Raw genomic sequence first — 14,771 nt, 5'->3', positions numbered from 1 at the left:
TCCCTTGTGAAACTCTCCTGCCAACTTGAGTTCTTGATGTTGGCCCGCCTCTTGCTCATTGTTGACCGTCTTTCAGTTTATAGTGCCGACGATGGCGGCGTAGATTTTTTCAGGCGCCGGAGCGAAGGTCAACACACAAAGGAGAACGACACTATGTTAAAGAAACTGGGCAACAAAAAGGGCTTCACACTTATCGAGCTCTTGATCGTCGTGGCGATCATCGGCATTCTGGCCGCTATCGCCATCCCGCAGTTCGCGTCCTACCGGCAGAAAGCCTACAACTCCGCCGCTCAGAGCGACCTGAAAAACATCAAGACCAACCTGGAGTCTTACTTCGCTGACAACCAGAAGTATCCCTGGTAATCTGCGGAACTTAGTGAGTTCTCAGACCTAACAAAAGGATCGTAATAAGGAGATTCCAGATATGAAAAAAGCTATTTTGTTCGCTCTGCTTACTCTGGCGGCTGCAGCCACTGCTTATGGCGCTGCTCAGACGATGGCATATGGCACTGCACTCCCGACCGGACTCAACGGCAAGCTTTCCACCAACGTCCAGCTGGCCTACAAGTCCTCTGCCGACAACTCCGGCTACACCGTTGGCACCTATCACACTCAAGGGACCAAAACCTACGCCAGCTCCTCTGGTGACGCTACCATCTGGACTTCCAGCACCACGGCGAAAGACATCCCTGCTGCTCCGGTTGGGACCGCGTCTGCTGACTTCTCCGGGGGCGATTGGGTTTCCCAATAGTCGCTGACGCTCATCAGGTAATATGGGGCGGGATGCCGATTGGTATCCCGCCTCGTTTTTAGGGGAACCATAAATTCTCATGACCGCAATTGCCAACCTTTTGTATGTTACGTTGAAGTCGGCCCTCCGCGACCGCATCCTCCACGCCATGTTCGGCGTCTCGCTGGTGCTGCTGCTTCTAGTTCCATCCTTGAGTGTGTTTTCCATGCGGCAGGTGCAGGAATTGTCGATTACGTTGTCCCTTTCTGCGGTATCCGTGGCGTTGCTTCTCCTCGCGACGCTGCTGGGGGCTTCTTCCATCTGGCGGGACGTTGAACGTCGCTACACCAGTTCCATCCTCGGGCTCCCCATATCCCGCGGTACTTATGTGCTGGGAAAGTATGCGGGGATTGCGTCCGTGCTGGTCGCTTCCGCGTTCCTCCTGGGAGTTGCTTCAACGTTGGTGATTGCCCTGTCCGCCGGAGCCCATCCTTCTGATATGCCTGTTCGGTGGCCCAACGTCTGGACCGCCGTTGTGTTCGACACTTTGAAGTACCTCCTTCTGGCCGCTTTGGCGATGCTGTTCTCTTCTCTGAGCACCTCCTTTTTCCTCCCGTTCTTCGGCACCATTTCCATTTACCTTGCCGGAAGCGCGAGTCAGGACGTGTACGAGTACATCACTGGCCCCTACGGGAAGACACTTTCTCCGGTGTTCCGTTGGCTTGCCCACGTCGTTTATTACATCATCCCCAACTTCTCTGCATTCAATCTGAAGGTGCTGGCGGTATACGGGCTGCTTCTGCCATGGAACGGTCTGCTCTATACCTTTTGCTACTTTCTGGTTTATACTGCGCTGGTCCTCGTTATCTGTGTCTGGATTTTCTCCCGCCGGGAGCTTCCTTGATGGTGCGCTACCTCGCTGCAGGGCTGGTTGCGTGTTACCTTGCGGTGATCGTTCCGTTTACCGCCTATCTCAAGCACCGCCCTGTGGTGGTCAAGCTTGGATACACTCCCGATCCGGAGATCCTGAAGGTGACTTCGGGCGATCTCTCGACCCTGATTGCCGAAATGTGCGTGCTGAAGGTTCTCTTTTATTACGGGACGGTGACCGACCGGACCGCTGCCGCCGGGAAGCCCGAATACTACAACATGTTCAAGACGGTCGAGACGGCCATCCGGCTTGATCCGTACAACCTGGACGCGTACTACTTCGCCCAGGCTTCGTTTACCTGGGAGGTCGGGCGCGCCAAGGACGTGAACCGTTTGCTTGCCTACGGAATGAAGTACCGGACCAAGGACTGGACCTTGCCATTTTACATTGCCTTCAACGACGCCTACTTTCTCAGGGATTATGCCGATGCCGCTCATTACATGCAGAAGGCCGCCGATCTTTCGCACGAGCCGCTGTTCACGACTTTGGCGGCGCGCTACTTTTACGAGTCCGGACGGACCGACCTTGGCATCCTGTTCCTGGCCAACATGGAGCAGGGATCTCGCGATCAGAAGGTAAAGAACGTATTCGAGATCAGGCGCAAGGCGCTGCTTGCGGTGAAGGTGCTCGACGAAGCTGTGGCTCGGTTTAAGACGGCGCACCACCGGATGCCGGCCACTGTTTCCGAACTGGTCAGCTCCGGTGAGATACCGCGAATACCTGAAGATCCGTACGGCGGGAGGTTCTACCTCGAAGGCGACGGCAAAGTCAGGAGCACCAGCAAATTTGCTTTCGGGGGAACCACCAGGTGAACGCTCTCGACATTCAAAACCTCTCCCGCGTTTACAAAGGGAAGAAGGGGCGCGAGGTTCAGGCCCTCTCGGGCCTGAACCTCACCATCGGACAGGGGGAGGTGTTCGGTTTCCTCGGTCCCAACGGCGCCGGGAAAAGTACGACCATCAAGACCGTTACGGGACAGATCCGCCCCACCGAGGGAATGGCCTACGTATTCGGGACGCCGGTAGCCGAGGCCTCCGGCCGGATGCGGATCGGCTACCTACCCGAAAATCCCTCCTTTTACGATTTCATGACTGCCCGGGAATATCTGCTCCTGGTGGGAAGGACCTTCCGGATGCCGGAGGACAGGATTGCTGCCGAAACGGTGCGGGTCCTTAACCTCCTCGAGCTCGAGGAGGCCGCCGACCGCCCCATGCGTGGGTACAGCAAGGGGATGGTGCAGCGACTTGGACTTGCTCAGGCCCTTTTGCACGATCCCGACCTCTACATCCTCGATGAGCCGATGAGCGGCCTGGACCCTCTCGGCCGTGCCTTGGTGAAGCGTGTCATCAAGGAACTCAAGGAGAAAGGGAAGACCGTCTTTTTCAGCACCCACATCATCAACGACGTCGAGGTGATTTGCGACCGGCTGGGTGTCATCAACAAGGGACGTCTCCTTGCGGTCGACAGCGTTGCCAACGTTTTGGAGCGGGGCGCGGAGGGATACCTGATCCAGATCTCCCACCACGGTACGACGACGGAAGAGGTCTTCATTCCCAAAGATCGTTTGAAGGCATTCATGGCAGAGATGGTTGCCTCTGATGCCTCCATCGAACGAATCGAGCCGATGCGCAAGGATCTGGAGGAATTTTTCCTGGGGCTGGTCAGGGGGGGAGACGATGCGGCTCGGCAGTAGGGCCAAGATCCTGTTCCTCTTGTTCGTGGTGCTCGGCGTTTACTACCCGGCCCTTTTTGGCGGCGTGAATTCGGTCGACGACTACAACATGATCCAGACACTTGCCGAGGAGGCGCGCACCAACTGGCGTGCCGTCTTTCTTCCCTCGGGGGGGTATTACTACCGTCCCCTGCTTTGGTCGACCTACATCGCCGATAAGCATTTCTGGGATCTCACCGAAAGCTTCATGCATCTGGAGAACATCCTGCTGCATGCGGTAAACGCGGTCCTCGTTTTTCTGCTGGCTCTGCAAATTTTTTCGCATGAAGACGAGCGGCGCCTGGAACTTCCGCTGTTAAGCGCTCTGCTGTTTGCCCTGCACCCGATCAACACTGAGTCGGTCTCTTGGATCTCGGGACGCACCGATCCCTTAGCCACCGTGTTCATCCTCACGTCGGCCATTTTCCTTTTTAAAGGACTCCGGGAAAACCGGTATCGCGATTACATTCTGGCTACCTTCTTTCTGCTCATGGGGTGCCTTTGCAAAGAGGTGGCGGTCTTCTTTCTACCTGCTGCCTGTTTCATCGTCCTGTTCCATCACAATGGGGTCGACAACGCGACACATCGCGTTTTTTCCGCAGACAAGATGCGGCGTCTGGGGATCCTTATGGGGCCGTTCATCTTGTGCGGCTTTGCTTACCTCTTTCTCAGGTTTTCTTCCGCGCCAAGTGCCGCAACTTCCATTTTCAAGATGTTTGTCGGCCGCAACGGAACCGTTCTCAACACCCTGCGCATTTCCTTCAAGGTGTTCGGCTTCTATGTGAAGAAGCTATTCCTGCCCCTCCCACTGAATTTCGCAATTTTTCAGATCAATAACAACTACTTCTGGCTCGGTCTGGCCGTGGTGGCGCTGCTCCTGATACTGGTGCTGGTTCGAAAACGGGGGACCCTTCTGTCTCTTGCGGTTACCGTCGCGGTTCTGATAACTCCTGCGATTCTCGTCACCTTGAGTCGTGTTGCCTGGACTCCGCTTGCCGAGCGCTATCTCTACTTGCCCTCGGCTTTCTTCGCCATTGCGGTGGTAGGCTCGCTGCAGGCTTTGGGAAACCGGTTCGGTCATGAGTCGGCGTCTCGGGTCCTCGTAATGTTGCTCTTGGTGCCCGCTACGTTTTTTAGCGCTCAGCGCAACATCATCTGGCAAAGCAATGTCACGCTTTACAGCGACACCCTGGAAAAGTCGCCCAATTCCCGCCTTATCAAGAATGAATTAGCCATAGCCCTGGCCAACGAGGGGCGTACCGCCGAGGCTGAGCGCCAATTGGAATCGGCGAAGAAACAGGATCCTGGTAAGACGTTTGCCCTTCCGTTCGTAAACCAGGCTAACCTGAAGATTGGCGCCGGCGATCTCGACGGGGCTCGTAAGCTCATACTGTCAGTGGTTCAAGACGATGCCACCGCGGATCCCGCAGCGCTGCGGACCCTGGCGAAGATCGATGAGCAGCGCCTTTTCCGGAAAAACACTCCTGCAGTCACCAAGGATATCTACCGTGAGATCGGCCAGACCCATGACCGGCTTTATCTCAAAACCAAGAACCCGGCTGACCTCTACCGCAGCGGGCAGATGGCCCTGTTCCTTGGTGAAAAGGAGAGAGCCGGGACTCTGTTTCAAAGGGCCGCGGCAGAGGCCCCGGACGATGCCTATTTCAAGCCGGCGGCGAAAAAGCTGGCAGAAAAGTTGAAACGATGAACCTTGCCGCCTCTGTTAAATTGTTACGCCCCACCCAATGGCTGAAGAACCTCATGCTCTTCTTCCCGCCGTTTCTTGGGGGGGCGATCCTTAATCCGGGGATAGCTCAGAAGGGGGCTCTTCCCTTTCTTTCCTTCTGTCTGGCCAGCAGCTCCACCTATGTCGTCAATGACCTTTTGGATCGCCACAATGATGCTCGGCATGACAAGAAGCGTCATCGCCCGATCCCTTCCGGTGCTGTCAGCGTTCCCCAGGCCTGGTGGATCGCCGCTGTCAGTCTCGCCGCTTCATTGTTCCTTGCCGCCTTCGTTTCTCCGGTTTTCCTCCTGCTGACCCTTTCGTACTTAGCCGTATCGTCGGCATATTCGCTGCGTCTGAAGGAATTGGCCCTGATCGACCTCTTCTGCATCGCCGCCGGATTCCTGCTCCGGCTGCAGGCGGGAGGTGAGGCGTTCGGCATCGTGGTCTCGGAATGGCTCTTTCTCTCGGTTTTCCTGCTCGCCATGTTCCTGGCCACCGGCAAGCGGCTCAGCGAAAAAATCCTCCTCGGCGGGACCGCGGGGGAACACCGAAAGGCGCTTCTAGACTACCCAGAAGGATATCTGGAAGGTGTGATGTACCTTTGCGGCGGCTCGGTCCTGGTTACCTACACCATGTACGTCATCTCCCGGCACATGTTTGTCTATACCGTGCCGCTCTGCTGCTTTGGTCTGCTCCGTTACATATTACGGGTGAAGCATGGCGGGGGGGGCGACCCGACCGAGTCGCTGCTCAAGGACCGGCCCCTGTTCGTGGTTGGCCTGCTATGGGCGGTCATGATCGGGTACAGTCTCTACGGAGGACGCTGAATGCGGATCGTCTTCCTGAGGCATTCCCTGCTGAACCGTGGCGGGGATAAGATGATTGCCACCCACGCCTCTTTTCTGGCTGCACAGGGGCATGATGTCGTAATCCGTACCAACCTCCTCAAGACGGTGTTCTCCCTAGACCCGCGGGTCCGGGTCGAGCCTCTTCCGTTCCCCGGTAAGCTCGGCACCTTGGTTACTGCTGCGTTGTCCCGGCAGTGCGCGGACGTTGTGGTTGCCGATATCGTGGTGCTCGCGCTGCTCCTCTCCATCCGCAACAGGAAGAGGGTCCTTTACTTCGCCCAAGACTACGACGAGTCGTACTACCGCTTTACCTTGCAACGGCTCTTCATTCGCCTCCTGTACGGTGCGGCCCTTTCTTTTCTGCGGGTCCGCTCCATAGCCGTTTCCAAACGCCTTGCCCAACTTTTGAGTCAGCGTTTCGGCGCCAAGGTTGGCCTTTCCGAAAACGGGGTCGATACGACTATCTTTTACCCCGAGCCTGACCCGGACCTGATTGCTTCCAAACAGGGGCGCCAGGCGCTTCTCCTTCTCAGTCGAAGCGATGCCCGGAAAGGTTTCGACATCGCCCAGCGTACGGTCGCCGCCTTGAAGACGGGGCTGCCTCTGGAGATCTGGACCGTGGGCGAGAACGCTACGGGAGGTTTTCCGGGGTTTCTCCACCGCGATTTCGGCTATCTCGATGAATCTGCGCTGCGTCGGGTGTTTAGCAGCGCGGACCTTTTTCTTTATCCCTCGCGTCACGAGGGGTTTCCTCTTATGGTCCTGGAAGCGTTTGCCTGCGGCTGCCCGGTGGTTACCACCGATGCCGTTCCCTACGCCGAGCACGACGAAAATTCGCTGGTCTGCCGTATCGAGGATGCCCATGGGGCCGCCGAAATGGTGGAAATCCTGCTCGCTGACGTGACCATCCGCAGGCGACTGGCTGAGAACGGCAAAGCGCTTGCTTCCCGGCAGACCCTGCACCAAGCCTCAGTCACCTTCGCGGATCAACTCGGGGCATGGTATGCAAACTAGCCCGAAAGAACCGAACACCGTCGCAAAAAGGTTCAGCGTGGTCACTGTCTGCCGAAACAGCGCGGAAACGGTCCGGCAGACGGTCGAGAGTGTCCTTGCCGAAATACGTGCGCAAGATGAGTACCTGGTCATTGACGGCGGCTCTACCGATGGAACGCTCGACATCCTTCGCTCTTTCGGCTCCGGCATTGATCAACTGATCAGCGAGCCGGACGGCGGCATTGCCGATGCTTTTAACAAGGGCATACGGTTGGCAAAAGGCGAGATCATCGCCCTGGTCAATTCTGATGACCGGCTCCTCCCCGGCGCCTTCAGGCGGGTGGCAGAATTCTATGAGGCACATCCTAAGGTCGATGTGGTCCACGGCGATGTGCTTCTGCACGAGGCTGGCTGCGTCAAACGGTTGAAGCCGTCCGGATGCTGGTGGTATCCGTGGCGGCTGGTCCTCTTTAACCATCCGGCTACCTTCGTGCGCCGTTCCGTCTACGAGGCGCATGGCCTCTTTGATCCGACTCTATCCATTGCCATGGATGTCGATATCTTTTTGCGCTGGAGCCGTGCGGGGGTGGCGATCGCGTATCTTGCTGAGCCGCTGGTGGCGATGCATGCCGGAGGGGTGAGCGGTCGCTGTGCGACTGAAGGCTTCCGGCAGGCACGGGACCTTTTCATCCGGCATGGCTACTCCCCAATTCTTGCCCAGCTTCAATATGCCGGGAAGTGTTCCATCCAGATCCTTCTCAACCTTAGTAAAGGCCGTCAGTTGCGCGAGGTATCAAAGGCTTGCCCACGCGGAGGCCTGCATGAACGGTGACCTTGGCATCTCCCGTTTTCTGCCGGGAAATGTTCGTACCCGCTGGAGCGAAAGTCCCTCCTTTCGGGCGGTCTTCGGCAATATTGCGTGGCTCTTCTTCGACAAGGTTGTCCGCATGGGAGGAGGGTTGGCGCTGGGAATGCTCCTTGCCCGTTTTCTTGGACCGACGGATTTTGGTCTTCTTGCCTACACCGGAGCGTTCGTTTCCCTTTTTGCCGCCCTTGCTGCGATGGGGCTCGACAGCATTGTTGTCCGGGAAATCGTGCGCCGGCCTGATGAAACCGACGAGATTTTGGGTACCGCGTTCGCCCTGAAACTCTGCGGGGCTGTGGCTGCCTTCTTGCTGTCGGTGGCGACTGCACAGCTTATGCACCCCGGTGAGGGAGTGACGCGTGCTTTGATTGCCATTGGCGCCCTTTCGCTAACCTTTGTTTCTTTCGATGTCATTGATTTTCGGTTCCAGGCAGAGGTCAGTTCCCGCTATACGGTCTGGGCCCGTTGTCTTGCCTTTTGCGTTGCCTTCTGCGTCAAGCTCTACCTCATCCTTGTGGGAGCACCGCTGCTGGCTTTCGGGTGGGCCACCGCCGGCGAGGCACTCTGTGCCGCCCTTGCGATGGCAGGCTTTTACCGGTGGCGAAACGGCGCCCTCAGGCGGTGGAGGCCTTCGAGAACCTGTGCCCGCAGGTTGTTGAACGACAGCTGGCCCCTAGTCATATCTGGGGTTGTGATCATGGTGTACATGCGGATCGACCAGGTCATGCTCGGCCATCTTTCGGGGGCACGTGAGGTAGGAATTTACGCCGTGTCGGTGGCCGTTGCCGAAGCCGCCTATTTTGTTCCCATCGTCATGGTCAATACCCTTTTCCCAGGGATCGTCGAGGCCCACGGGACCTCTGATGACTTGTTCCATCGGGAACTGCAGCGGCTGTACAATCTGATGGCACTGGCCGGATACGCGGTGGCGGTCCCGGTTACCCTGTTGGGGGGCTGGGCTATCAGGATCTTTTACGGGCCCGCCTATGCCGCGGCCGGCCCCATGCTGACAGTGCTTGTCTGGGCCGGTCTCTTTGTGAACCTGGGAGTCGCTCGGAGCGCATTTCTTACTGCAAGGAACTGGACCCGGCTTCATCTTGTGACGGTGTTCCTCGGGGCGGTGATCAACGTCGTGCTCAATCTCCTGCTGATCCCAGCGCTCGGGGGAATGGGGGCCGTGATCGCATCGTGCGTCGCCTACTGGTTTGCCGCTCACGGTGCCTGTTTTCTTTTCGCTCCGTTGCGGGAGACGGGATGGATGATGACACGAGCCCTTTTATTCCCTCGACCTTGGTGACCTCTATGCTATTGCGTCCCCTACTGAAAGCTTTTGCGCTGCGCGTCGGTCTTTTGGACTGGTACTACCTTGCTTCGGTGCGTCGTGAAGGACCGCTTTTGGAGGATGGGTGGTTTCGCAGTTTCTACGAAGGGAAATGCGTCGACCGCCAGGGAGAACCGGTCCCTTGGCTTACCTATCCTGCCCTGGCCTTCCTTACCTCGAGGGTGAATGAGGGGATGCAGGTCTTCGAGTACGGCTGTGGCAACGGCACGCTTTGGTGGGCGCGCCATGCCCGTTCCGTCTCGGCGGTCGAAAATGACCCCGTCTGGTACCAGAGAGTAAGAGCCCTTCTGCCACTTAACGCAGAGGTGTGCCTGCAGCCCTTTCCACCAGCCGATGGTGCTTACGCCCGATCCATCCTTGCCGACGAAGAGCGATACCACATCGTCGTCATCGACGGTAGCGACCGGGTAAATTGCGCTCCTTATGCCTTGGAGGCCTTAACCCCCGATGGCGTGATCATCTGGGACGACAGCGAGCGTGAGGAGTACGGTCCCGGGTTCGATCTTCTGACACAGTCCGGGTTCCGGCGGCTTCCCTTCGAGGGAATGACGCAACTAGTTAGCGTGAAGAGCGAAACCTCTATCTTCTATCGGGATGGTAATTGCTTGGGGATCTGAAGACGAGCGGGGTGGGTACCGCAGGAACATTCGCGGGCTACGGAATCACCGGTACCGACGCCGTATCCTATCGGTACTGCATCTGCTTGAAGATTTAGGGTGAGGCGTACATGAAGCTGCTGAAAATAACCAGTTTTTACCCGAGCTACTTGAGCGAATTCTATGCGCAACGGCCGGGCCTCGCGGAAAAATCATTCGTTGAGCAGAAAGAGGCCCTTGATTTCGACGCCTTTGGTTGGAGCGATTACTGGTCCAATGCGCTGGAGCCCCTCGGTTATCAGGTAATGGAAGTCACCATCAATGCGGCCCCACTGCAGCGTGCCTGGGGACGGGAGAACGGCGGCCCTGCTGGCGGTCGAATGGACCTGAAGCAGATCGCGGTGGCCCAGGCAAAAGATTTCCAACCTGACATCCTCTGGTTCGATGACCCCGATGTTGATCTGCTGTTGAGGATACGGGAGGAGTGCCCGTCGATCCGCCTGGTTCTGGGATGGTCTGGAAGCCCTATTGCCCATACCGACGTCTGGCGTCGTACCCATCTCATCCTCTCCTGTGCTCCAGAGGCTGTGAACTACTTCCGGGGGCTTGGGCTCAATGCTGCCCATCTCGACCATGGCTTCGATCCCCGCATAAACTCCCGGCTGGCTGGCCGCACGAAACGCTTTGACTTCTCCTTCATAGGCCAACTGGTTCGTTCCAGCACATTCCATCTGCACCGCGACCGGATGCTTGAGGACCTGGCCCACACCGTCCCGATCTCCATTTTTTCGCCCAGCGCTTCACTCGGCCTTCTTGATGACGTTAAGGCGCTTTTGATGGCGGGAGTCTACGACGTGGTGCGCCTGCTTCAACGCTCTGGGATCCCGGAAGCGGCGCTGATGCGGGTCCCCTTGGCCGGGCGGGTGGCTCGGTGGCCCTATCGCCCGGCCCGACCGGTAAACCGTGCACTAAAACCTTTTCTGCGACCTGCCGTCTTTGGACTTTCGATGTTTCAGGTGATCCGCGATTCTCGGATGGTACTTAACATTCACGCCGATTCATCTCCACTGTTTGCCTCTAACATGCGCCTTTTCGAAACGACCGGGACCGGCTCCTGTCTGGTGACGGATTGGAAACCAAACCTTCCCGAGCTTTTCGAGCCGGACCGGGAGGTTGTCGTCTACAAAAGCACGGAGGAATGCCGGGAAAAGGTTACATGGCTGCTCGAACACCCCGCGGAGATGGAATCTATAGCGAAAGCCGGCCAAAAGCGCACTCTCGAAAATCATGGTTTTTCACATCGTGCCCCCCTGTTGGACAACATCATTAAAGGGGCTCTTTAATGATTACAGGTGACCTATTCGACAATCTCATCTTCGCGCCTCTGCGGACCCTTCGACGGCTGGTCACCAACAGCGACTACCGCCACCTTGCCGCTCTCGAGTGCAGATATGGGTTCATGCCACGGTATACCGAATTCACCGCGAATGCCTTCGGGTATGAGGTGTTAGCCCCAGATGCCCCCTCATTTTTGGCTTCCTGCAAAGAGATATTTGCAGACCGGATATACGCGTTCAAATTTTCTGATGAGAGCCCCCGGATCCTTGACTTGGGAGCCAATATCGGTTTGAGCGTACTTTTTTTCAAAAAGATGTACCCCAATGCGGAGATTACTGCGTTTGAGGCGGATCCGAAGATATTTCATTACCTGGAAAAGAACGTCCATGGTAACGGTTTATCGGAGGTGCGCCTGGTCAATAAGGCGGCATGGAACAAGGATACGGCGCTGAGGTTTCGTTCCGAAGGCGCTGACGGCGGGAGGGCGGCATGGGCGGATGATAACGGCGCCATCGAGGTGGATGCTGTTGACATTGGCGAGTTTCTCGATCGGCACAGCTTTGATTTTCTCAAGATGGACATTGAAGGATCGGAAGAATATGTAGTTCCGGCGTGTCGGCGCCATCTGGGCCAGTTCAGGCATGTCTTTGTCGAGTACCACTCCCGGCCTGGTTATAAGCAATGTCTGGATCAGATCCTAACAATCCTTTCCGACGCTGGTTTCCGGATTCATGTCCACACCCTGTTGAGCAGTCCTTCACCGCTTTTTGAGATCAAATCAAATTCAGGTTTTGACCTGCAACTTAACATCTTCGCATCAAGGAACTGATGCTTCACCGGCATACCCCGGCGTCCTTCTCAGAGACGCCGGGGTATGCCGGTCGGTGGAAGGGAATAAATCCTTGCCGAGGAGAGAGAGGTAAGTGGAAGTTATTAAGGTTCTGCTTCTGAACACTTTGGACGATGCCGGGGGCGCAGCCAGGGCAGCCTCGCGCCTACTTACGGCGGTACGCGAAGTCGGTGTTGATGCGCAGATGCTGGTGCGCCGGAAGAGGGGAGATCTTCCGGGCGTCATTGGTCCCGCCACCGCTTTTACTCGCTTCGTTCAGGCGTTACGACCTCACCTGGATGCTCTCCCGGTCCGTTTATATCCGAACAGTCCGTACCTCAACTTCGCGCCTGCAATGGTCCCGGACCTCCTGGTCCGTAAGGTTGAGGAAATCAACCCCGATATCATCCACCTGCACTGGATCGCTGGCGGCTTTCTACAACTGGAGACGCTGCGTCGTTTGCGCAAACCATTGGTTTGGACCCTTCATGATTCCTGGGCTTTCACCGGCGGGTGCCACGTCCCATTTGAATGTACGAGTTACCGCGAAAAGTGCGGGAAATGTCCCATTCTCGGGTCTTCCCGGGAAGTGGATCTCTCCCGTCGTGTTTGGGCTCGCAAGGAGAGAGCCTTGCATGATCTTCCCATAAATGTCGTGGCTCCAAGCCGTTGGATGGCATCTTGCGCTGAGGCCAGCTCGCTGTTCCGGGAGAAGAGGATAGTGACCCTGCCGAATGGAGTTGACGAACAGCTTTTTCGACCGATCGCCAAGGATGCCGCACGTGAGATGCTTTCCTTGCCCCAGGGGCAGAAGCTGATTTGTTTCGGGGCGATGTCAGCTCGAGACCGTAACAAGGGCTTTCACCTCCTGGCCTCGGCATTGCGCGAATTGGCTGCACGATGGGGCGGAGACGCTCAACTGGTAGTTTTTGGATCGTTGGATCGGGTTGATGCGGTTGATTTGGGCATTAGGACCACGTATCGTGGGCGCATTGACGATGACAGCGAGTTGGCCCTGCTTTACGCGGCCGCCGACGTTTTCGTTCTTCCCTCGTTGATGGAGAACCTTCCATATGCGGTCATGGAAGCAATGGCCTGCGGTACGCCATGCGTAGCCTTCGACCAGGGCGGGGTGCCGGACCTTATCGAACCTGAAATCAACGGCTACCTGGCGCGGTGTTACGAACCGGAAGATCTGGCCAAAGGTATTGCCTGGGTCCTGGAAGATAATGAACGACACCGTGGCCTTAGCCAGAGAGCTCGGAAGAAGGTCGAGGACGAATTTGCGCTCTCAGTCGTGGCAGGGCGCTATCTCCAACTCTATGAAACAGTCCTTCATTTGAAGGAGCGGTCTGGAGGGGATTGGGATTGAACCTCAAAGCGGGCAAGATAACGGTTGTCAAGAAAGGAGATGCCTTCCTGGGGAAGTTTCTTGCTTTCCTGCTCCCCAAAGCCACCGCGGGGGCCTTTTCATCACCCGGTCGAATCTTGGTGATTCGACCGGGTGGGATCGGTGACGCGGCGTTGCTCATTCCGGCCCTGGCTATGCTCAATGTGCGGTTTCCCGATTGCCGCATCACCATCCTCGCCGAAAAAAGAAATGCTGCTGTCTTTATTCTTTGCAACGCTGCCGAGCGGGTTCTCTGTTACGATCGTCCGCGCGAACTACGTACTGCGATGCGGCAAGACTACGACCTCGTGATCGACACCGAGCAGTGGCATCGACTCTCTGCCGTCGTCGCGCGGCTTTGCAGCGCGCCACGGTCCATCGGTTTCGGCACCAACGAGCGTGCCCGCCTTTTTTCCACGGCGATCGCCTACTCCCACGATGACTACGAAATGGACAGTTTCTTTCATCTGCTGGAACCGCTGGGGCTTCGGGCTCCGGAAAACTTGCCCATACCGTTTCTGACGGTTCCCGAGGCGGCGCGGTTGCGGGCCGACGAATTCCTGGCTCCGTTGGATGGGAAACGGTTTGTCGCCATCTTTCCCGGCGCGAGCATCCCGGAGCGGCGCTGGGGAGCGAGTCGGTTCTCTGAGGTCGCGCATCGTCTGGCTGGTCGTGGGATCTCTGTTGTTGCGGTCGGGGGAGGGGAGGACGTCGCCGACGGGGAGCGGATCGCCGCGGCGGGCTCCGGTTTCAACTTGGCGGGAAAGTGCTCGCTGGTGGAAAGTGCAGCGGTCATCGCCCGTTCAGCGGTGCTTCTTTCCGGCGATTCGGGCATTCTGCACCTGGGGGTAGGGCTCGGGGTCCCGACGGTTTCGCTCTTCGGTCCCGGCATTCAGGCGAAGTGGGGGCCCAAAGGGCCGCGCCACATCGTCCTCAACCGGCAGCTCCCTTGTTCGCCCTGCACCCGGTTCGGTACGACCCCCCCGTGTAGGATCCACTCAAGGTGCCTTTCTGAGATTTCCGTCGATGAGGTGGCGGTTTCCGTTTGGCAGCTTCTATTCCCAACGGATGCAACACGACATCCATCCTAGCCCTCGCGATTACCATCTTTCCGCTTCGAGAATTCCACCCGTCATTTCGGAACTGCCATCCGTCGACTGGGGAAATGCCTTGCGTCACCCGGAAAATGCATTCCGTCACTCGGGAAATGCATTCTGTCACTCGGGGAATGCATTCCGTCACTCGGGGAATGCATTCCGTCACCCGGGGAATGCATTCCGTCACTCGGGGAATGCATTCCGTCACTCGGGGAATGCATTCCGTCACTCGGGGAATGCATTCCGTCACCCGGGGTGAGCTATCTTCACTTTTGAGGACACACCATTTATCCTAGGGCCTGTAAAATCCTTTGTGTAAATGGCCAATTTCGGTTAGAACCCACTCGACAGGAGGGAGCCGATGGCCAGTGT

General features: G+C 57.3%; 15 protein-coding genes. All 15 read left to right on the top strand.

What is annotated here, in order from left to right:
- Nucleotides 1-153: 153 nt before the first annotated feature.
- Nucleotides 154-363, top strand: a complete 210-nt coding sequence (locus JFN93_RS25730) for a type IV pilin protein (RefSeq protein WP_199382937.1) — start codon at nt 154-156, stop codon at nt 361-363.
- A 61-nt stretch (nt 364-424) separates the two neighbouring features.
- The gene (locus JFN93_RS05150; protein WP_199382936.1) at nt 425-751 is read left to right on the top strand and encodes a hypothetical protein; all 327 of its coding nucleotides are present in this window, start codon (nt 425-427) and stop codon (nt 749-751) included.
- A gap of 79 nt (nt 752-830) precedes the next feature.
- A complete protein-coding gene (locus JFN93_RS05145; protein WP_215907699.1) occupies nt 831-1,634 on the top strand; it encodes an ABC transporter permease in 804 nt (267 codons plus the stop codon).
- Nucleotides 1,634-2,473: a hypothetical protein gene (locus JFN93_RS05140; protein WP_199382935.1), complete on the top strand. Its 840-nt coding sequence runs from the start codon at nt 1,634-1,636 to the stop codon at nt 2,471-2,473. Before JFN93_RS05145 ends, JFN93_RS05140 begins: the two co-directional genes overlap by 1 nt.
- A complete protein-coding gene (locus tag JFN93_RS05135; protein ID WP_199382934.1) occupies nt 2,470-3,354 on the top strand; it encodes an ABC transporter ATP-binding protein in 885 nt (294 codons plus the stop codon). The genes JFN93_RS05140 and JFN93_RS05135 overlap by 4 nt, the downstream gene beginning before the upstream one ends.
- Nucleotides 3,338-5,080, top strand: a complete 1,743-nt coding sequence (locus JFN93_RS05130; protein ID WP_199382933.1) for a glycosyltransferase family 39 protein — start codon at nt 3,338-3,340, stop codon at nt 5,078-5,080. The genes JFN93_RS05135 and JFN93_RS05130 overlap by 17 nt, the downstream gene beginning before the upstream one ends.
- The gene (locus JFN93_RS05125; protein WP_199382932.1) at nt 5,077-5,928 is read left to right on the top strand and encodes a decaprenyl-phosphate phosphoribosyltransferase; all 852 of its coding nucleotides are present in this window, start codon (nt 5,077-5,079) and stop codon (nt 5,926-5,928) included. Before JFN93_RS05130 ends, JFN93_RS05125 begins: the two co-directional genes overlap by 4 nt.
- Complete coding sequence (locus tag JFN93_RS05120) at nt 5,929-6,963, top strand: glycosyltransferase (RefSeq protein WP_199382931.1); 1,035 nt, start codon at nt 5,929-5,931, stop codon at nt 6,961-6,963.
- Complete coding sequence (locus tag JFN93_RS05115) at nt 6,953-7,774, top strand: glycosyltransferase family 2 protein (RefSeq protein WP_199382930.1); 822 nt, start codon at nt 6,953-6,955, stop codon at nt 7,772-7,774. The genes JFN93_RS05120 and JFN93_RS05115 overlap by 11 nt, the downstream gene beginning before the upstream one ends.
- The gene (locus tag JFN93_RS05110; protein WP_199382929.1) at nt 7,764-9,104 is read left to right on the top strand and encodes a flippase; all 1,341 of its coding nucleotides are present in this window, start codon (nt 7,764-7,766) and stop codon (nt 9,102-9,104) included. The genes JFN93_RS05115 and JFN93_RS05110 overlap by 11 nt, the downstream gene beginning before the upstream one ends.
- Nucleotides 9,062-9,766 carry a class I SAM-dependent methyltransferase gene (locus JFN93_RS05105; RefSeq protein WP_199382928.1) on the top strand — a complete coding sequence of 235 codons (705 nt, stop codon included), beginning with the start codon at nt 9,062-9,064 and terminating at the stop codon, nt 9,764-9,766. Before JFN93_RS05110 ends, JFN93_RS05105 begins: the two co-directional genes overlap by 43 nt.
- A 110-nt stretch (nt 9,767-9,876) precedes the next feature.
- The gene (locus JFN93_RS05100; RefSeq protein ID WP_199382927.1) at nt 9,877-11,088 is read left to right on the top strand and encodes a CgeB family protein; all 1,212 of its coding nucleotides are present in this window, start codon (nt 9,877-9,879) and stop codon (nt 11,086-11,088) included.
- Nucleotides 11,088-11,912: an FkbM family methyltransferase gene (locus tag JFN93_RS05095; RefSeq protein WP_199382926.1), complete on the top strand. Its 825-nt coding sequence runs from the start codon at nt 11,088-11,090 to the stop codon at nt 11,910-11,912. Before JFN93_RS05100 ends, JFN93_RS05095 begins: the two co-directional genes overlap by 1 nt.
- Nucleotides 11,913-12,006: 94 nt before the next feature.
- Nucleotides 12,007-13,284 (top strand): glycosyltransferase family 4 protein, encoded by a 1,278-nt coding sequence (locus JFN93_RS05090; protein ID WP_199382925.1) that lies wholly within the window; start codon nt 12,007-12,009, stop codon nt 13,282-13,284.
- Nucleotides 13,281-14,393 (top strand): glycosyltransferase family 9 protein, encoded by a 1,113-nt coding sequence (locus JFN93_RS05085; RefSeq protein WP_215907698.1) that lies wholly within the window; start codon nt 13,281-13,283, stop codon nt 14,391-14,393. Before JFN93_RS05090 ends, JFN93_RS05085 begins: the two co-directional genes overlap by 4 nt.
- Nucleotides 14,394-14,771: the final 378 nt, after the last annotated feature.

Origin of the sequence: Geomesophilobacter sediminis, from assembly GCF_016458275.1 — a bacterium.
Lineage (GTDB): Bacteria > Desulfobacterota > Desulfuromonadia > Geobacterales > Geobacteraceae > Geomesophilobacter > Geomesophilobacter sediminis.
This window is presented reverse-complemented; position numbering and strand designations above follow the sequence as displayed.